The 18,868-nt window shown below is 70.1% G+C and carries 16 protein-coding genes, 1 pseudogene and 1 riboswitch; of the genes and pseudogenes, 9 read left to right on the forward strand and 8 right to left on the reverse strand.

What is annotated here, in order from left to right:
- Window positions 1–25: 25 nt before the first annotated feature.
- Window positions 26–1,228 (forward strand): FAD-dependent oxidoreductase, encoded by a 1,203-nt coding sequence (locus ACZ69M_RS16240; protein ID WP_470050370.1) that lies wholly within the window; start codon window positions 26–28, stop codon window positions 1,226–1,228.
- Window positions 1,229–1,531: 303 nt separating this feature from the next.
- On the forward strand, window positions 1,532–2,413 hold the full coding sequence (locus ACZ69M_RS16245) for an HAD family hydrolase (protein WP_470050372.1): 882 nt from the start codon (window positions 1,532–1,534) through the stop codon (window positions 2,411–2,413).
- A gap of 140 nt (window positions 2,414–2,553) precedes the next feature.
- Here ACZ69M_RS16245 and ACZ69M_RS16250 read toward each other — a convergent pair whose 3' ends face one another.
- The 3 genes from ACZ69M_RS16250 to ACZ69M_RS16260 all read right to left on the reverse strand — a co-directional run bounded on the left by ACZ69M_RS16250 (window position 2,554) and on the right by ACZ69M_RS16260 (window position 6,472).
- Window positions 2,554–3,252, reverse strand: coding sequence for a transglycosylase SLT domain-containing protein (locus ACZ69M_RS16250; protein ID WP_470050374.1), 699 nt, complete (start codon window positions 3,250–3,252; stop codon window positions 2,554–2,556).
- Window positions 3,253–3,254: 2 nt separating this feature from the next.
- A riboswitch (cyclic di-AMP (ydaO/yuaA leader) is annotated at window positions 3,255–3,374 on the reverse strand.
- Between the two features lie 316 nt (window positions 3,375–3,690).
- Entirely contained in the window at window positions 3,691–4,014 is a 324-nt protein-coding gene (locus ACZ69M_RS16255) for a hypothetical protein (RefSeq protein WP_470050376.1), read from the reverse strand.
- On the reverse strand, window positions 3,998–6,472 hold the full coding sequence (locus ACZ69M_RS16260) for a CocE/NonD family hydrolase (RefSeq protein WP_470050953.1): 2,475 nt from the start codon (window positions 6,470–6,472) through the stop codon (window positions 3,998–4,000). The genes ACZ69M_RS16255 and ACZ69M_RS16260 overlap by 17 nt, the downstream gene beginning before the upstream one ends.
- Before the next feature lie 387 nt (window positions 6,473–6,859).
- On the opposite strand from ACZ69M_RS16260, the gene ACZ69M_RS16265 reads away from it, so the two are divergent.
- The 5 genes from ACZ69M_RS16265 (at window position 6,860) to ACZ69M_RS16285 (ending at window position 12,466) form a co-directional block, all read left to right on the forward strand.
- Window positions 6,860–7,870, forward strand: a complete 1,011-nt coding sequence (locus ACZ69M_RS16265; RefSeq protein WP_470050378.1) for a polyprenyl synthetase family protein — start codon at window positions 6,860–6,862, stop codon at window positions 7,868–7,870.
- Between the two features lie 199 nt (window positions 7,871–8,069).
- Window positions 8,070–9,074, forward strand: a complete 1,005-nt coding sequence (locus ACZ69M_RS16270; protein WP_470050380.1) for a CHRD domain-containing protein — start codon at window positions 8,070–8,072, stop codon at window positions 9,072–9,074.
- Window positions 9,075–9,319: 245 nt separating this feature from the next.
- Window positions 9,320–10,543 (forward strand): LolA family protein, encoded by a 1,224-nt coding sequence (locus ACZ69M_RS16275; protein ID WP_470050381.1) that lies wholly within the window; start codon window positions 9,320–9,322, stop codon window positions 10,541–10,543.
- Between the two features lie 77 nt (window positions 10,544–10,620).
- Complete coding sequence (locus tag ACZ69M_RS16280) at window positions 10,621–11,571, forward strand: ABC transporter ATP-binding protein (protein WP_470050382.1); 951 nt, start codon at window positions 10,621–10,623, stop codon at window positions 11,569–11,571.
- Entirely contained in the window at window positions 11,558–12,466 is a 909-nt protein-coding gene (locus ACZ69M_RS16285; RefSeq protein WP_470050384.1) for an ABC transporter permease, read from the forward strand. Before ACZ69M_RS16280 ends, ACZ69M_RS16285 begins: the two co-directional genes overlap by 14 nt.
- 32 nt (window positions 12,467–12,498) lie before the next feature.
- Here the strand turns inward: ACZ69M_RS16285 and ACZ69M_RS16290 are convergent.
- Window positions 12,499–13,080 (reverse strand): annotated as a pseudogene (locus ACZ69M_RS16290) (flavodoxin family protein); the annotation flags it as partial.
- Window positions 13,081–13,208: 128 nt separating this feature from the next.
- Entirely contained in the window at window positions 13,209–13,754 is a 546-nt protein-coding gene (locus tag ACZ69M_RS16295; RefSeq protein ID WP_470050954.1) for a DUF6668 family protein, read from the reverse strand.
- A 171-nt stretch (window positions 13,755–13,925) separates the two neighbouring features.
- On the opposite strand from ACZ69M_RS16295, the gene ACZ69M_RS16300 reads away from it, so the two are divergent.
- Window positions 13,926–15,104 (forward strand): tetratricopeptide repeat protein, encoded by a 1,179-nt coding sequence (locus tag ACZ69M_RS16300; RefSeq protein WP_470050386.1) that lies wholly within the window; start codon window positions 13,926–13,928, stop codon window positions 15,102–15,104.
- Window positions 15,105–15,135: 31 nt separating this feature from the next.
- On the opposite strand, the gene ACZ69M_RS16305 is transcribed toward ACZ69M_RS16300, so the two are convergent.
- The 3 genes from ACZ69M_RS16305 to ACZ69M_RS16315 all read right to left on the reverse strand — a co-directional run bounded on the left by ACZ69M_RS16305 (window position 15,136) and on the right by ACZ69M_RS16315 (window position 18,306).
- The gene (locus ACZ69M_RS16305; protein WP_470050388.1) at window positions 15,136–16,083 is read right to left on the reverse strand and encodes a M28 family metallopeptidase; all 948 of its coding nucleotides are present in this window, start codon (window positions 16,081–16,083) and stop codon (window positions 15,136–15,138) included.
- Between the two features lie 149 nt (window positions 16,084–16,232).
- A complete protein-coding gene (rarD, locus tag ACZ69M_RS16310) occupies window positions 16,233–17,306 on the reverse strand; it encodes an EamA family transporter RarD (RefSeq protein WP_470050390.1) in 1,074 nt (357 codons plus the stop codon).
- 145 nt (window positions 17,307–17,451) lie between these two features.
- Window positions 17,452–18,306, reverse strand: coding sequence for an SDR family oxidoreductase (locus ACZ69M_RS16315; protein WP_470050392.1), 855 nt, complete (start codon window positions 18,304–18,306; stop codon window positions 17,452–17,454).
- A gap of 89 nt (window positions 18,307–18,395) precedes the next feature.
- On the opposite strand from ACZ69M_RS16315, the gene ACZ69M_RS16320 reads away from it, so the two are divergent.
- On the forward strand, window positions 18,396–18,842 hold the full coding sequence (locus ACZ69M_RS16320) for a winged helix-turn-helix transcriptional regulator (RefSeq protein WP_470050394.1): 447 nt from the start codon (window positions 18,396–18,398) through the stop codon (window positions 18,840–18,842).
- Window positions 18,843–18,868: the final 26 nt, after the last annotated feature.

The raw sequence follows: 18,868 nt of genomic DNA on the forward strand, positions 1-18,868 counted from the left end.
AGTACGTGTCCTGGGGAGGGACTTCGTGATTCATCCGGTAGCAGTCATCGGTGCCGGCCCGTTCGGCCTGTCCACCGCCGCCCATCTGCGGGCGCGTGGCATCCCGGTGCGCGTGTTCGGCGAGCCCATGGTGAGCTGGCGTGACCACATGCCCGAGGGGATGCTCCTCAAGTCGACCCCGGCCGCGTCCAGCCTCGACGCCCCGCAGCCCGGCCACACGATCGCGGACTACTGCGACGCGGCGGGGATCAGGCGGCTCGTCACGGACGAGGACATCATTCCGGTCGAGACGTTCATCGCGTACGGCGAGTGGTTCCAGGAGAAGCTGGTGCCCGAGCTGGAGCGGGTGCGGGTGGTGTCCGTCGACCGCCGGGGCGGCGAGGGCTTCGAACTCAAGCTGGACTCGGGGGAGTCGTTCACGGCGCGGGCGGTCGTCGTGGCCACGGGGCTGTACGGACTCGCCCATCTGCCGCCCGAGCTCGGCGGCGCGGCGGCGGACGGACCCGCACCCACCGGCCCCGTCTCGCACAGCTCCCAGCACCACGACCTCGCCCGGTTCTCCGGCAAGGAACTGATCGTCGTCGGCGCGGGCCAGTCCGCGCTGGAGACGGCGGCGCTCGCGGCGGAGGCGGGCGCGCAGGTCCGGGTGGTGTCCCGGGGGCGGGGCAGGGTCGCCTTCGGCACACCGCCCTGGAAGCAGCCGAAGCTGCGTCCCGAGTCGCCCTTCGGGCGCGCCTGGTCCCTGTGGGCGCTCAGCTACTACCCGCACCCCTACCGCTATCTGCCCGCCGACGCCCGGCACTACCTGGTCCGCCGGGTGCTCGGCCCCCTCGGGGCGTGGTGGCTGCGCGACCGCTTCGAGGGCAAGGTCGAGGTCAGCGAGGTCTCCGGGATCGTTCGAGCCGATGTCTCCGGCGGGCGTCCGGTTCTCTCCGTGCAGACCCTGGGCGGGCGGGGCGAGGAGCTCTCCGCCGACCATGTCATCGCGGCGACCGGATATCGCGTGGACATCGCCGCGATGGACTTCCTGGCACACGAGTTGCGTACGGCGCTCGCGGTGAGCCGCGGCACTCCCAAGCTCGGTGCGGGGTACTGCTCCTCGGTGCCCGGGCTGTACTTCACGGGGTTGCCGGCGGCGGCTTCGTACGGGCCGGTGATGCGGTTCGTGTGCGGTACGGAGTTCGCTTCGCCGCGGCTGGCCAAGCACTTGGCGGGCGCGCACGGGTGAGGTGACCGGGGTCAGTACGGCCGGAGGGGTCGGTGACTGGTGGGCCACGCCGTGGGCGGGGCCCAACCCGTCGCGCCGGAGCTTGTGTTGGGCTCAGACGGGCACAGTCACCGCAGCCGCGTCATCCTCTGGAGTGACATTCCGCTCGGAGTCTTTTCGTACCGCCCGCTCGGTGTGCGGGGGCGGAAGTGCGCTTTGTACACCCAGTACGCCCCGTACGGTGAACGGCGTTGCTGACGGGATACCGGACGTCGTCCGGTTCACGCCGGGCCGATGAGTCGTTCGATCCGTATTCTTCGGATCATGGCCGCTCCGACTGCATATTCACTTATCGCCACTGACCTGGACGGAACGCTGCTCCGCGGCGACGACACCCTCTCCGACCGGTCCCGGGCCGCGTTGGAGAGGGTGGCCGAGGCGGGCGCCCGACACCTGGTCGTGACGGGGCGCCCGGCGCCGAGAGTACGACCGCTGCTCGACGAACTCGGCGGCGCGGGGCTGGCGGTGTGCGGGCAGGGGGCGCAGCTGTACGACGCGGCGGCGGACCGACTGCTGTGGTCGGTGACCCTGGACAGGGAACTCGCGGAGACCGCGATCGGCAAGATCGAGGCGGAGGTCGGGCTGCTCTACGCGGCTGTGGACCAGGACGGTGTGGACGGGCTGACGCTCATCGAGCCGGGGTACGTGATGCCGCATCCGACGCTTCCGGCAGTACGGGTGCACCACCGCGACGACCTGTGGACGGAGCCGATCAGCAAGGTGTTGCTCCGGCACCCCTCGCTGTCCGACGACGAGTTGGCCTCGGCGGCCCGGGGCGTGGTGGGCTCGCTGGCCACCGTCACCATGTCGGGGCCCGGAACCGTCGAACTCCAGCCATGCGGCGTGACCAAGGCAACCGGTCTGGCGCTCGCCGCCGCCCACCTCGGTCTCACTCCCGCCGCCACCATCGCCTTCGGCGACATGCCCAACGACATCCCCATGTTCGACTGGGCCGCCCGGGGGGTCGCCATGGCCAACGCCCATCCGGAGCTGAAGGCGGTGGCCGACGAGGTGACGCTGTCGAACGAGGACGACGGGATCGCGGTGGTGCTGGAGCGGCTGTTCCCGTGCCGGCCGGATCGCTTCCGGGAGTCCGGAGAGCCCGGCGGGTCCCGTCAGCTCTCCGAGTCTCTCCGACCTCACTAGCCGTATCAGCCGTATCAGCCGTATCAGCCGTATCAACTGTATCGGTCATACCAGCTATATCGGCTATATCGGTCGTACTGGCCGTATCGGTCCCGGCAGTCGTACCGGCCCTACCAGCCCTACCGGCCCCGCCGGTCCTGTCAGTAGGGCCCGTTGACGTTGTCGATCGAGCCGTACTTCGCCGCCGCGTAGTTGCAGGCGGCGGTGATGTTCGCGACCGGGTCGTAGGGGTTCATCGACGTTCCCGGCACGTGGTAGGCCTTGAACGTGGGGTCGATGACCTGGAGCAGGCCCTTGGAGGGGATGCCGGCCTTGGCGTTGGAGTCCCAGTTGTTGATGGCCAGGGGGTTTCCGGAGGACTCGCGCATGACGTTGCGGTGGATGCCGTTGTAGGTGCCGGGGATCTTGGCGCGGGCCATGATGTCCAGCGAGTGCTTGATCCATCCGTCGAGGTTGTTCGCGTACGTCTTCGAGGTGGTGGGCGCCGTCTTCGCCGGGCTCGTCTTCGTGGGGGTTTTGACCGTTCTGGTGCCAACGGTCAGGGTGAGGCCCGGACGGAGCGTCGTCGGGTCGGGGCCTATGACCGCGCGGTTGGCGGCGTACAGCTTCGCCGGGCCGCCGCTCGTGGGGTACTTCTTCGCGATCGTGGCCAGGGTGTCGCCCGCGGCCACCTTGTACGTGATGAGCTGGACGTCGGTGCTGGTGGCCGTGGCGGCCTGCGCGCAGGTCGCGCTCACGAGCGGAAGGGCGAGTGCGACTCCGCCCATTCCTGCGGCGAGGATGCCCCGAGTGAGCATGCCCTGGATCTTGAAGTTGCGGTGCTTGCCTCGTGCGGACATGGCGAATTCCTCTCCGGCGCCTGCGAAGTGAGCTGTCGGGTTCGGGCGGGAGCTGCCCGGCCGCACGGTGTGTGCGACTTCACCCCTAGCCGTTCCGGTGTCCGGATCGGCGGCTTACCTGGGTTCCCCGCTCCTGCCGTGCGTGTGTGTGTGGGGGGCTGGGATATTCCGGTCGGCGGCAGGATTGGCGGTCCGTCCGGATCGACGTGAACGTATGCGAGAGCACATGTCCGGAACAAGCCCTCATTTCCCGGTGTAGATCGCTTTCACCTGGGTGATAAGAGGGAGAAAATGCCCGATTAATCCGGAACGCGACGCTCAACTTGCCTTATGCAAAGGGGGAGTCGTCAAGAGGGGATAAAGAGCCCACTTCGCATGGGAGTGACCCAATTCACGCGACCAAGCAGAAATAAAGCGGCACTGGCGGCAAATCGGACATCACGCCTCGACTGTCCAGACCGGTGAGCCCGCGGGCGGAGCCGGGCGGACCTCCCACACGGGCAGGGCCGTGTCGGGGTCGTCGTCGGGCAGCCGGCCGGTATTGGGCTTGAAGTAGAGGCCGTAGGCCCGGTATTCGGGGAGTTCGTGGCACATTGGGTCCGGGTAGGGCTCGAACTCCTGCCCCGCGTAAGCCCTGTTGATCCTCGCCGCCGCCTCGGCCCGGGGGATCCCGAAACGCGTGACCATCTCGTCGGCCATTTCGCGGAAGTACGCGAGCATCCCCTCGTCCAGGGCCATCAGGAATTCACCGGTCCGCGCCATGCTCCTCAGGGTTGCCCATGCCGCCGCCGGGCCTCCGGTCCGCTGTCCGGGGGATTCTTCTCTCCCACGTCCGATGGAAGACCACCTCGCTGCCGTCCTTGCAGATCAGCTCGTTCGAGGTGATGAACTCCCGGGCGTCGCAGCTGAGTTCGGAGCGTGTCTCGACCCGGGCGTCCCAGGGCAGCTCCGGGCGGTGCAGACGGATCGACCTCGTCGAGCGGGTACGGGCGGAGAGCGGGTCCGATTCGTCGATGGTGTAGGTGTCCCGGGCGTCCTCCGTGCATTCGAGGCCGTCCGGGTGGACACGGGTGCCGTCCTGGCCGGGGTCGACCTCCAGGCGCCACTCGCCCCTCGCCACGTCACGGGCGACCAGGCGTTCGGGGCGGGGCTCGTCAAGGGTGGCCGGGGATGTCACTCCCAGGGGTTCGGACTGCTCCGGCTCCTCGAAGGTGATCCTCGGGTCCGACTCCCTTGCTCGCACCGGAAGTTCGAGGGAACTGGCCGCCGGGTCCAGGACGAACCCCGCCGCCGAGCCCGGCTGGGGCCAGATCCACGGCCAGTAGGCGGAGGAGAGGGAGAGCCGGATGCGGTGGCCGGGCGGGAACGCGTAGCCGATGGCGGTCAGGTCGAAAACCACGTCCTCCGTAGAGCCCGGATTCCAGGAGGCAGCGTGGTCGGGGCCGTAGCGCGCTGTCAGGTTCAGAGCACCCCGGGTCACCAGCGTCGAGGAGCCGTCGGCGGCGACGTCGCACACCCGGGCGATCACCTGACCCCAGGGGGAGTGGGACGTCAGACGGAGGCGGACCCTGGGGCGCCCCAGGATCCAGGTCTCCCCCGGGACCTCGAACTCGAAGCAGGCCGATCTCGCGTCCTCCTCCCGCTGGTTCGGCGGCAGGTCCGCGTCGTTCCCGACGGGGCGGAAACGGCCCGCGTCCACGCCCGTGTGCTGAGGGGAGCGCACCAGCACCGGTGCGCCCCGCAGCGCGTACGCGATCGGGGTCACGGAGGGGGAGGGCCAGGCGGTGTCGCCCACCCAGCGGCCGGGAAGGGACGGGTACGTCGTCGCCGGAGGGTGCGCGGCCATGACGTAGGAGCGCAGGAGGGGCTCCGCCATGACGTCACGGTTGCGCACGCCGGAGCTCGGGTCGTAGTTCGTGCCGGGGTCCGGATCGTCGTCTACGCCGGGCTCTGGATCGTCGTCCACGTCGGGCTCTGGATCGTCGTCTACGCCGGGGTCCGGATCGTCGTCCACGTCGGGCTCTGGATCGTCGTCCACGTCGGGGTCCGGATCGTCGTCCACGTCGGGCTCTGGATCGTCGTCCACGTCGGGGTCCGGATCGTCGTCCACGCCGGGCCCTAGATCGCCGTCCACGCCGGGGTCCGGATCGGCGGTCGCACCGGGGTCAGGACCGCCATCCACGCCGAGGCCGGGATTGTTGATCACGCCGAGGCCAGGATGGCCGATCACGTCGGGGACGGGGACGGGGACGGGGACGGGGACGGGGCCGCGGTTGGCGGCAGGCTCGGGCTCGGTGACGCTCGTACCGGTCGGTCTGAGCCAGTGGTCCCACCACCTCAGCGTCTCCTGGAGGAAGCCGATCGCCGGGCCCGGCGGCAGGCCCCGGTCCGGGTACTGATGGCACCAGGGGCCGATCAGGCCGCGCACACGGTCGGCGGGAAGGCTCTCGACCAGCCGCAGCACCGTGTCGCGGTACGGGTCGTGCCAGCCGCCCACCGCGAGCACGGCGGCCCGGATCCCGCCGTATCCCCCGTCCTCGCGCACACCGGCGTGGCGCCAGTACGCGTCCCGGGTCGGGTGGGACAGCCACGTATGGATGAACGGCTCCACCGTCTCCAGGCGCTTCACCCACATGTCGCGCCACATCGCCTGGCCCACATGCGCCGGATCCGGCGGACGGGCGACGTCGGCGAGCGCCGTGGCCGCCCGGGCATGCGTCTCGACGGCGAGGACGGAACCTCCCATGCGGTGCCCGTCGTTGTCATAGGGATCGTCGGTCGCACAGACCGTGACGATCGCCTTGAGCGGTTCGGGCGCGAGGGCCGCGATCCGGAGGGAGGTGAAGCCGCCCCGGGAGATGCCGAACATGCCCACCGCGCCGCTGCACCAGGGCCGGTCCGCCAGCCAGTGGATCACTTCCACCCCGTCGGCCCGCTCACTCTCCCCGTACGGGTCCGTCGGCACGCCCTCCGAGTTGCCGTAACCGCGGGCATCCACCCGGACGGAGGCGTAGCCGTGGCCCGCGTACCAGGGGTGGCGCTGCCAGTCGCGTGGCGCGGTCCGGTCGGTGAGCCGGTCCGGGAGATATTCGAGGAGCGCGGGGACGGGCGCGTCGGTCAGCGGGCGCCACACGCGCGCGTGCAGGCGGGTGCCGTCCGGGAGAGGGATCCACAGATCCTCGTGAGTCGTCTCGTGCGAGAAGGACGTACGGATGTGCATGCTCATCACGGTGTCCTGGGTGTCCTCGGTGTCCTTGGTGCCCTGGGGTCGGCCTCGGTGCCCCGGTCGTCTTCGGCGGTCGGCCCTCAACAACGTCCGATCAGTCAATACGTCTCATATCCGGTCGTATCGACTGATCAAGAACATATCGCCCGTGATTCCGTATCGCCCGGGTGTGGGACTGTCTGCCGCTCGGGGGACATCGGGTGGCGGGGAGAGGGAAGTCGGGAGGAAGTCGGCAGTGGGGACGGTGGGCGCTCGTGGTGATCGAAACGTGACCGGATACGCTGACTTGAGTGATGGCAGCGACACATCGACAAACCGTGTCATCGACCGAATGATCGACCGAGTTCGCCATGTGATCGTCAGCAGACAGGAGAACCTCTCGTGACCGTCGTCGGGCCGTTCGGGCTGAGCGTGCGGGACCAGGCTCTCGAAGCCGATGTCCAGGCCGGATTGACGGCTGTGGAGGAGGGCTTGCTCGAAGTCACCAAGAGTGAGGTCCCCTTCATCACAGAGGCCGCGCAGCACCTGCTGCGCGCCGGCGGGAAGCGGTTCCGTCCGCTGCTCGTGATGCTCGCCGCGCAGTTCGGTGACCCCTACGCGCCGGGTGTCGTGCCCTCGGCCGTGGTTGTCGAACTGACCCATCTCGCCACCCTGTACCACGACGACGTGATGGACGAGGCCGACGCGCGGCGCGGCGTGCCCAGCGCGAACACCCGCTGGGGCAACTCGGTTGCCGTGCTCACCGGCGACTTCCTCTTCGCGCGCGCGTCCCACACCCTGGCCGACCTCGGGCCCGAGGCCGTCCGTATCCAGGCCGAGGCGTTCGAGCGGCTCGTCACCGGACAGATCCTGGAGACGGCGGGGCCGCGCGACGGGCGCGACCCGGTCGACCACTACCTCGACGTGCTCGGCGGCAAGACCGGCTCACTGGTCGCCGTGGCGTGCCGGTTCGGCGCGATGATGTCGGGCGCCGACGAGACGGTCGTGGACGTGCTGACGCAGTACGGGGAGCGGCTGGGCGTCGCCTTCCAGCTCGCGGACGACGTGCTGGACATCGCCTCCGACTCGCACGAGTCCGGGAAGACGCCGGGTACGGACCTGCGCGAGGGCATCGCCACGCTGCCGGTGCTGCGGCTGCGTGAGCGGGCGGAGCGGCTCGGTCTCGCCGAGGACATCGCGCTGTGCGAGCTGCTCGACTCGGACCTCACGGACGACGACCGGCACGCGGAGGCGCTGGCCCTGTTGCGGACGCATCCCGCGCTGGAACAGGCCCGCCGTGACACCGTGCGATACGCGGAGGAGGCCCGCGCGGCGCTCGTTCCGCTCCCCGAGTGCGATGCCAAGGCGGCGCTCATGGAGCTGGTGGACGCGGTGGTGCACCGGGCCGGATAGGTGCCCGGAGCAAGCCACTGACGTACGCCCTCCCCGGGGCAGGCAAAGAGGCCCTCTGCCCTGTGACGCACGTCACACTGTTGGATTGAGTCCAGGGTAGGAATCGGTCCGTACTCCCGCACAGAAGCTGACGCAGGGGGCGTCGGCTGCATTACGGGGAGAAAAAAGAATCATGGAATCGAACGCCACGTTCAATGCCATGTCGGACATGCGTCGCAAGGGCCTGATCATGGCCGGTGTCGCGGTGGCGGCCGCGGCCGGTGTCGCCGCCGCCGTCATCCCGGCGGTCGCCGCCGGCGGCAGCCACCACGGTGACCACGGCGGCATGGGCCACTCGGCGCACGGCGACCAGACCATCGTCGCGCAGAGCGGAGTCGTCGGTGGCAGCGGCGGCAGCATCCTCGCCACCAGCCTCCGTGGCGCCAACGAGGTGCCCGTCCAGGGCGGCCCCGCCGTCGGCGACAAGGACGGCGCGGCCCTGGAGTTCATCAAGGTCAAGGGGGACAAGGTGTCCGTCGCCGTGACCTGGCGCGGCACCGGCAGGCCGACCATGCTCCACATCCACCAGGGCGCCAAGGGCGCCAACGGCGGCGTCAAGATCGACTTCACCGGGCTGCTCGGCAGGATCAAGGGCCACCACGTGGTCGGCACCGTGAAGGTGAAGGATGCCGCGCTGCTGGAGCGGTTGAAGAACGACCCGGGGGCGTTCTACGCCAATCTGCACACCGCCGAGTTCCCGGGTGGAGCCGTCCGCGGCCAGCTCCACAAGGTCACCGGCTCCTTCGACTTCCGTGACGCCCTCGGCAACTTCCAGGCGTCCGTGGTCAAGGGCAAGCAGATCTACGAGTGCAAGCCCGCCGAGGGCGGTGGCTACGCCTTCGCTCAGCGTGACGTCGCGGCGCTGCTCGGTGGCGACATCGTGCACACGTTCGTGAAGCCCAACTCCGGTACGCCGCAGTGGGTCGCGCCCGACCGCAGCGCGGTCACCGGAGCGGTGATCTCCAAGACTCCGAACGGCGACAAGAACATCGCCGAGCTGGACCTCAAGGCCACCAGGTCCGGCAAGCACCGCGGTCTGCTGGCCGACACGCAGGAGATCCTGCGGCTCAACACCGTGGGCGGCGCCGCCCCGGCCGGCTCCTGCTCGCCGGGCACGATCGTGGGCGTGCCCTACCAGGCGGACTACGTGTTCGTGCAGCGCTGACGGGTACCGGGGCTCTGTGAGGCTCAGGCGGTGGTTTCCCCAACCCCTACGGGTCGGGGGAGCCACCGCCTCCTCACGTCATACCGCAGGACTACGTGGAGTTGAGTCCGGGGTCTGACGCTTCTCGTCGGACGATTTGGTCAGATTGAGAACACCACTCCTCACCGGTTCGGGTGAGAATGGCGGCTATAGGGGTGGAGAAGTGAGGACGGTAGGCCGCCGCCGACGACGGAGGTAAGGCACACATGGCACCGTACGAATCCGACAGGACCGCCGGGGCGGAAGGGCTGCCCGACGAGGCCGACGACGTCCGCGCGGGCCGGCGCAAGGCGGCTCGTTACGTCGTTCCGGTCGCAGTGGTGGGGGTGGCGGCCGCGACCATCGGGCTCGTCCCGGCGCTCGCCGACTCCGGGGACCCCAGCCTGCCGAAGATCACCGCAGAGCAGCTCATCGAGAAGATCGCCAAGTCGGACGTCCAGCAGCTGTCCGGCACGGTCAAGGTCAGCACCGATCTTGGACTGCCCAGCCTGGGCGGCCTGGAGAGCGGCATGCTGTCCGGCGCCACCAAGGGGTCCGACGGCTCCTCCGCCGACCCGCAGTCCAAGCTCATGGAGCTGGCCTCCGGCACGCACACGGTGCGCGTCGCGGCCGACGGCCCGGACAAGGCCAAGATCTCCGTCCTGGAGAACGCCGCCGAGTACAGCATCATCCACAACGGCAACGACGTGTGGGCGTACGACAGCAAGTCGAACGAGGTGTACCACTCGACGGCCCCCGAAGCCGAAAAGGGCCAGGAGAAGGCGCCGAAGGACGTCCCGACGACGCCCAAGGAGCTCGCCGACGAGGCCCTGAAGTCGGTCGACGACACGACCTCCGTGACGGTCGACGGCACGGCGCAGGTCGCGGGCCGTGACGCCTACAAGCTGCTCATCAAGCCGAAGCAGTCCGGTTCCACGGTCGGCGCGATCACCGTCGCGGTGGACGCGAAGACCGGGGTGCCGCTGAAGTTCACGCTGGTCCCGACGGGTGGCGGCGCGGCCGTCGTGGACGCCGGGTTCACCCAGGTCGCCTTCGCCAAGCCGGCCGCCTCGACCTTCGACTTCACCCCGCCGAAGGGTGCGAAGGTCACCGAGGGCAAGGACGGCAAGGACACCAAGGCTCCGGAGTCCGCTCCGAACCGCGGTGACCTCGGCAAGGGGCTCGATGGTCTGAAGACCATCGGCAAGGGCTGGAGCACCATCGCGGAGTTCGACACGGGCGGCCAGGGCATGCCCTCCGGCTCCTCGTCCGAGGGCGGCAACGTCTCCGGGTTCCTGAACTCCCTCGGTGACCACGTCAAGGGCAAGTTCGGCTCGGGCACGGTCTTCTCGACCCGCCTGGTCAACGCGCTGATCACGGACGACGGCAAGGTGTACGCCGGTGCGGTCACCAAGGACGCGCTGGTGAAGGCGGCCAACGCGGCCCACTGAGTACCGTACGTACGGAACTGACGTACGGAACTGACGTACGGAACTGACGTACGGACGAAGCCGAAACGAGGGAGCCCATGGAGGAGCGGTCCGACGAGGGCACGGTGATCGCCACCCGCGCGCTCACCAAGCGCTTCCGCGGCGGACAGCTCGCCGTGGACGGCCTCGATCTGACCGTCCCGGCGGGCAGCGTCTTCGGCTTCCTCGGACCCAACGGCTCGGGCAAGACCACCACCATCCGCATGCTGATGGGCCTGATCGAGCCGACCTCGGGCACGGCGCGTGTGCTGGGGCAGCCCATGCCCCGGGCCACCCGCGCCGTGCTCCCGCACGTGGGCGCCCTCATCGAGGGCCCCGCGTTGTACGGCTTCCTCTCCGGACGCGACAACCTCCTCCGGTACGACGCCGCCGACCCGACCGCCGACCCGCGCACCCGGCGTACCCGCGTCGGGGCCGCCCTCGACCGGGTCGGACTCACCGCGGCCGCGGGCAAGAAGGCGAAGGCGTACTCGCTCGGCATGAAGCAGCGGCTCGGCCTCGCGGCCGCGCTGCTCCAGCCCCGTCGCCTGCTCGTCCTGGACGAGCCGACCAACGGCCTCGACCCGCAGGGCATGCGCGAGATCCGTTCCCTCGTGAGGGAGCTGGCCTCGGACGGCACGACCGTCTTCCTCTCCTCACACCTGCTCGACGAGATCGAGCAGGTGTGCACGCACGCCGCCGTGATGGCTCAGGGGCGGCTGATCACCCAGGGCCCGGTGGCGGAGCTCGCGGCCGGGGCGCGGGGGCGGCTGGTCGTGACCACCCCGGACCCCGGGGACGCGGCGCGTGTACTGAAGGAACAGGGAGTCACGGATCTCGTCGTGACGGAGACGGGCGTGACTGCCGAACCTCCGGACCGCGAACTCGCCGAACTGAACGCCGCGCTGGTCACGGCGGGCGTCCGCGTCCGTGGCTTCGGCGTCGAACGGGCCTCACTGGAGGACGCGTTCGTGGCGCTGACGGGGGAGGGGTTCGATGTCGCGGGCTGAGGTCGAGGCCGGAGCCGAGACGGTACGCGTCGAGGACACGGAGGTACGGAAACCGAGCCCCCTGTGGACCTTCGGACTCTTCCGCAGCGAGCTCCTCACCACCTTCCGGCGCTGGCGGACCATCGCGCTGCTCGCCGTGCTCGCGGCCGTGCCGATCCTCATCGGGATCGCGATCAAGATAGAGACGCGCGACGGCTCGTCGGCGGGCGGTGGCGGCGGCGAAGGACCGGCGTTCATCTCGCAGATCACCAACAACGGCCTGTTCCTGGTGTTCACGGCGCTCGCCGCGACCCTCCCCTTCTTCCTGCCGATGGCCATCGGCGTCATCGCGGGCGACGCGATCGCGGGCGAGGCGAACGCGGGGACGCTGCGCTACCTGCTGGTCGCACCCGCCGGCCGTACCCGCCTGCTGCTCACCAAATACGCGACCACCATGACGTTCTGCCTGGTCGCGACCCTGGTGGTGGCGCTCTCGGCGCTCACGGTCGGCGCTCTGCTCTTCCCCCTGGGCGAGCTGACGACGATCTCCGGGACCCGGATCAGCTTCACCGAGGGGCTCGGGCGGGCGCTTCTCATCGCGCTGGTCGTGGCCGCGTCACTGATCGGCGTCGCGGCCCTCGGCCTGTTCGTGTCGACGCTGACCAACAGCGGCATCGCGGCGATGGCGACGACGGTCGGCCTTCTCATCACCATCCAGATCCTCGACCAGATCCCCCAGCTCCACGCCCTTCAGCCGTACTTCTTCTCCCACTACTGGCTGTCCTTCGCCGACCTCATGCGCGACCCGGTGTACTGGGACGACCTCGTCCGCAATCTCGGACTCCAGGGCCTGTACGCGGCGGTGTTCGGCTCGGCGGCGTGGGCGCGGTTCACGGCGAAGGACATCACCGCGTAGCCGCTAGCACGCGGCTGCCCCTGCGTGTCGTGCGTTTCGTAGGGGTAGCGGGCGAGTGGTGCCTCCCGTGCGAAGAACGTCTTCGCATGCGCCAGCGCGGCCGTGTCCTTCAGCACGTCACCGGGCCTGCTGCCGTTGCCGAGCAGGACCCCGCCGAAACGCATGCCCAGGTACGCGGCCGAGTGGTGGAGAGTGCCGATCAGCGGGTCGGCGACCTCTTCCTCCTCGTGCGCCAGCGCGGTGACGCCCCAGAGGGTGCGCCCCGCCATCCTGGCCTTGAAGTCGACGCCGGGCGTGCGCAGCCAGCCCGACCAGTAGTCCAGGTAGCGCTTGGTGAGGCCGGACACCGAGTACCAGTACAGCGGCGAGGCGATCACGATGTCGGTGGCCGCCAGGGTGGCGTCGAGCAGCAGCGCCGGATTGCTGCCCGCGGCCGGGTGTACGTGGTCGCTGTCGCGCCGCAGGTCCACGAAGTCGGGCAGCGGGTGCTCGGCGAGGCTCAGCCAGCGCTGTTCGACATCCGCGGGCAACTGTTCGGAGGCCCGGCGGGCCAGCAGCTCGGTGTTGCCGTCGGGGCGGCTGCTGCCGAGCAGGAACAGGAAATGACGGCTCATGGGTCCCCCAGGGTGCGCGTGCGACGGGCCGCGGAACGCCACGACCGGCAACTACATGCGTACACAATATATGCATACGCATGTGACGTCCATGCCGAGAAACGGGGATGGCGGGGTTCTGCCGGGGTTCAGGGCAGGCGCGCGGAGCCCGTCAGGCGGGCCAGCGCGGCCGTCTCGCGGGGCAACGCCGAGGTGATGTCACCGATGCGCCACGCCGGGATCCACGGCACCTGATACACGTCGATCATCGAATCGATCACCTTGACGCGCTGGGCGAGCGGGCGGGGCAGCCGCCCGGGCGCGTCCGCCACCAGCACCACGGCGTCGAGGTCGAGCCCCGGGGGCGCCTCGCCCCGGCGGAAGGTGTCGAGGGTGTGCGAGATGGCGTCCAGTCCCGCCGCGTGCGTACGCCCGACGAGGAGCACCGACCCCGGTTCTCCCTGGTCGGGCCGGGGCCAGTTCCGCCCGGCGTCATGGCCGCCGAAGACCGCGGCGAGCGTGGTCGTGCCGGCCCCGCCGTGCGTCGCGACCCAGGCGAACCGCCGTGGGCCGACCGCGTGGCCGGGTTCGCCCCCGCCGGGTTCGGGCCACAGAATGGGTTCCACGGTGTCGGCGACCGGCCCGCGGAGCCAGATCTCGGGTCCCTCCGCCTCCTGCCGCATGCTCCCCTGCATCACCCTGACCACTCTCCTCGGTCGTTGTCGGCGTAATCGGCCACTCTTACGAGGCTGTGACGCCGTAGTGACGCATGCAGCGGTGGTGAGCCGAGAGACTTGACTGTATGTACCTGACGGGATCTTGAGGCAAGGTCGACGCATGGAAGTACGACCCGAGTGAGGGAATCGATGTCTCGACTCAGCCGCGAACAGAAGCGGGAATCCAAGCGGCAGCGCTCGGCGGTAGGCCCCGGTGCCGGTCCGTTGGAGGTGTGGGTCACCGCGCCCGCAGGGGAAAGCGAGGGCGGCGTCACGGTCGGCGGCGTCACGGTCGGCGTCGTGCCCGGCGAGACCGTCCAGGCCGCCGTCCTGAACCACCTCCACCGACTCGCCCTCGCCGCCGGTCACTCCGTCCTCGCCACCATCCACGACGAACGGATCGGCTTCGTCGTACCGCTGGAGGTGTACGGGGACGGGTCGAGCCGGTACACGGGCGAGCCGGTACGGGTGGCGCCGCCGGCCGAGGTGCCCGGGGTGCCCGCGGCCCCTCCCGCGATCCCCGCGGCCCCTCCCACGATGCCTGCGGCCCCTCCCGCGGCGCCGCGGGTGCCGGTCTCGGAGCCTCAGCCCCTGCCCGGGGCCGCAGCGACGCATGCGCTGCGGGCGCTGCCGGAGCCGACGCGGGACGCCGCCCCCGGCGTCGCGGTGGCTCCGACGGGCGAGTTCGGCCCGCCGCCCGTGGGGCTGACGCCTGAGCGTCCGGCCCCCGCGATGGAGGCCATGTCCGTCATGGACCCCGAGCCTGAGCCGGAACCGAAGCCCACTCCCGCGCGCGGCTTCGACGCCGTCGCCGAGTCCGTGCTGGCACCGGTTCAGGAGACGGAGGGCGCGGCGTTCCTCGTGGAGCCCGTGGCGCGGATCAACGAGGCCGTGAAGATGGGCCGGATCGAAGAGGCCACGGGGATGGCGGAGCGGGTCGGCGCGGACGCGTCGCGGTCGCTGGGCCCCGAGCACCCGGAGGTGCTGCGGCTGCGCGAGCTGACCTCGTACATCGCCTATTTGGCCGGTGACCCGCTCCGGGCGTTCCACCTGTCCCTCGACCTTGCCCGGATCCGCAGGCGGCGCCAGGACCCCGAGGCCGCGTACGGCAACGTACAGAGCGCCGCCTCGGCCTGGCGCGCCGTGCGCGACCCCGTGCAGGGGCTGAACCTGGGGCAGGACCTGATCACGCTGTGGGCCGAGCTCGTGGCCGACGGCGGCCCCGCCGCCGACGACCTCGAACAGCTCGAGTCGGCCCGCACCCGCATGACCCGCCTCGCGGACCGGGCCCGGGCCCGCTCCCTGGCGGACAACCCGTACACCCCCTAGGAGCCCAGGAATCCCAGGAATCCCAGGAATCCTAGGAAGACAGCGTCCACACGGCGTACGCCAGCGCGTCCGCGTTCCGGTTCAGCGCCGTGTCGTCGATGTTGGACGCCGTGTCGCAGGAGGCGTGGTAGCAGCGGTCGAAGGCCTGGCCGGAGGTGCCGCCCCACTTGGCGGCCTGCGCGGCCGTCTTGATGTAGTCGGCGCCGCTGAAGAGACCGCCGACCGGGACGCCCACGTTCTTGAAGGGAGAGTGGTCCGAGCGGCCGTCGCCTTCGGTCTCCGGCTCCGTGGCGATGCCGACGCCCGCGAAGTAGTCCTTGAAGGTCTTCTCGATCGTGGGGTCGTCGTCGTAGACGAAGTAACCGGGGTTCGGTGAGCCGATCATGTCGAAGTTCAGATAGTCGCTGATCTTCGCCCGGTTCGCGGAGGACAGGCTGTTCACGTAGTACTTCGAGCCGACCATCCCCAGCTCCTCCGCGCCCCACCAGGCGAACCGCAGGTGCTTGGTGGGCTGGTACTGGGCCCGGGAGACGGCGAGCGCGGTCTCCAGGATCGCGGCGGACCCGGATCCGTTGTCGTTGATGCCGGGTCCCGCGGTCACGCTGTCGAGGTGGGAGCCCGCCATGACGACCTGGTTGGCGTCGCCGCCGGGCCAGTCGGCGATCAGGTTGTACCCGGTGCGGCCGGAGGACGTGAACTGCTGGAGGGTCGTGGTGAATCCGGCCGCGTCCAGCTTCGCCTTCACATAGTCGATGGAGGCCTTGTAGCCGGTGCGGCCGTGTGCGCGATTGCCGCCGTTGGCGGTGGCGATGGACTGCAGCTGTGCGAGATGGGCCTTGACGTTGGCCACGGGGATGTCGGGTGCGGCTGCCGCGGCGGTGGGGGCCGGCGCCGCGCCGGTTATCGCGCCGGTGGTGAGGAGCGTGACGGCCGCGACGACGACGGCGCCGGTGGCACGCCCGGGAACGGAGAGCTTCATGTGGGGGGCTCCGGATTCCTTGTGGGAATGAGGTGCCTGATGGTGTTTCTGAGGCTGACGTTCCGTCAAGAGCGCAATCCGGTCAGGGTGGTTCGCATAGCGAACCCGGATCGTCGGGGCGGGCGACGCTCACTGCACGCGCGCGCTCTCTACGACGTGGCGTCCACGGCGGTGGCACCCCGCACGCCCGCGACGGCACCCGCGAGCGCCCCGGCCCTGAGCGCCCGAGCCGCCCGGCGCGCGGTCCGCAGCGCGTCGAAGGTGAGCAGCGACAGCGCGATCCAGACCAGCGCGAACCCGGCCCACCGCTCCGGCGGCATGGCCTCGTGGAAGTAGAGGATGCCGAGCAGGAACTGGAACACCGGGGCGAGGTACTGCAGCAGTCCCAGCGTGGACAACGGCACCCGTATCGCTGCCGCGCCGAAGCACACCAGCGGAAGTGCGGTTACCACGCCCGTCGCCGCGAGCAGCGTCGCGTGCCCCGCGCCCTGCGTGCCGAAGGTCGCGCCCCTGCTCGAACCCAGCCACAGCAGATAGGCGAGCGCGGGCAGGAACTGGATCGCCGTCTCGGCGGCGAGCGACTCGATCCCGCCGAGGTTGACCTTCTTCTTCACCAGCCCGTACGTGGCGAAGGAGAAGGCGAGGGTGAGGGAGATCCACGGCGGCCGGCCGTACCCGACGGTGAGGACAACTACCGCGGAGAAGCCGACACCGACCGCCGTCCACTGCAGGGGGCGCAGCCGTTCCTTCAGCAGCAGGACGCCCATGGCGATGGTGACGAGCGGGTTGATGAAGTAGCCGAGGGACGCCTCGACGACGTGCTCGCTGTTCACGGCCCAGATGTAGACGCCCCAGTTGACCGTGATCACGGCCGCCGCGACGCTGATCAGCGCGAGCCTGCGCGGCTGTCGCAGCAGCTCGCCGAGCCAGGCCCAGCGCCGCATCACCAGCAGGGCGATGCCGACCACGGCGAGCGACCACACCATTCGGTGGGCGAGGATCTCGAGGGCTCCGGCCGGCTTCAGCAGCGGCCAGAAGAGCGGAACGAGCCCCCACATGCCGTACGCGGCGAAGCCGTTCAACAGCCCGACGCGCTGCTCGGCCCTGGAGATCTGGGGACCTGTCGAGCCGGCGGGGCCACTGGAACCCGCGGAGCCGGCGGGGCCCCCGGAACCAGCGGAGCCGGCCGCACCCATCGAATTCTTCGCCTGCTGCACGGCCACCGGCCCTCCCTCTCGAACAGCTGCTCCCGTGCAGCCTCCAAGAAGGTAGCGCCGAGCGCCCCCGCCTGTCATGCCCGTATCGCCATACGGTCATGACAGGCGGGGGTTCGGAGGGGCGGCGGTGCCAGGGCCCCGAGGGGGGGAGTCAGCCCTTCAGTGCCGCCGCGATCGACTCGGCGACCGGCGTGGTCGGGCGGCCGGTCAGCCGGGACAGGTCACCGCTGGTGCCCGCGAGCTCGCCCTTCTCGATGGACGCGTCGACGCCCGCCAGGATCGCGGCGAGGGGGCCGGGCAGTCCGGCGCCGGTCAGGATGCCGGTGAGCGCCTCGACGGAGACGGCGTTGTAGGCGATCTCCTTGCCGGACCGCTCGGCCACCAGGGCGGCGTACTCGGCGAAGCTCCACGCGGTGTCGCCGCTCAGCTCGTACGTCTTGTTCTCGTGGCCCTCGCCGCTCAGTACGGCCACGGCGGCGGCCGCGTAGTCCGCGCGGGAGGCGGAGGCGACCTTGCCGTCGCCGGCGGCCTGGGTGACGGCGCCGTACTCGAGGACCGGGGCGAGGTTCTCGGTGTAGTTCTCGTTGTACCAGCCGTTGCGCAGCAGGGCGTAGGGCACACCCGACTCCAGGATCGCCTTCTCGGTGCCCTTGTGGTCGTCGGCGAGGGCGGCGGTGAGGGTGCCCGGCGCGCTGGTGTACGCGAAGAGCGCGACCCCGGCGGCCTTGGCGGCGTCCAGGACGACCTGGTGCTGGGCCACGCGGCCCTTGTCGAACTCGTTGCCGGAGATGAGCAGCACCTTGTCGCCTGCGGCGAAGAGGGTTCCGAAGGTCTCGGGCTCGTTGTAGTCGGCGACCGCGATCTTCACGCCGCGGGCCGCGAAGCCGGCGGCCTTCTCCGTGTCGCGGACGACGGCGGTGATCTGGTCGGCCGGAACCTTCTCCAGCAGTCCCTCGATGACGTGGCGGCCGAGGTGTCCGGTGGCTCCGGTGACGACGATGCTCATGACTTGGCTCCTTGTGGGGTAGGTCTGTCACTAACCCTAGGAGGTGCGCTAACTCTGCGAAAGTACCCACTTTGAAGTAAGGTACTGGCATGGGAGTAAGTGCAGAGGTACCCACCGACACCCCGGCCGTGTCCAAGCCTGCGGCCGTCTCCAAGTACGACACGGGCGAGGCGGTGTGCCCGTACCGCCTCGTCCTGGAGCACGTCACCAGCCGTTGGGGTGTGCTCGTACTGATCGAGCTCCTCGACCGCCCCTACCGCTTCAGCGAGCTGCGCCGGGCGATCGGCCGGGTCAGCGAGAAGATGCTCACCCAGACCCTCCAGACCCTGGAGCGCGACGGTCTCGTCCACCGTGACGCGCAGCCCGTGATCCCGCCCCGCGTCGACTACTCGCTCACCGCACTGGGCCGCGAGGCCGCCGAGCAGGTGCGCGCCCTGGCCGTCTGGACCAAGGACCGGATGGACGACGTGGAGAAGTCCCGCCACGCGTACGACGAGGCCCGGGTGTCGGCCACCCGGGCCCGTGGAACTTCTTGAACGCCTCGACGAACGCCTTGAGGAAC

It is taken from the genome of Streptomyces sp. NPDC107454 (genome assembly GCF_055582885.1).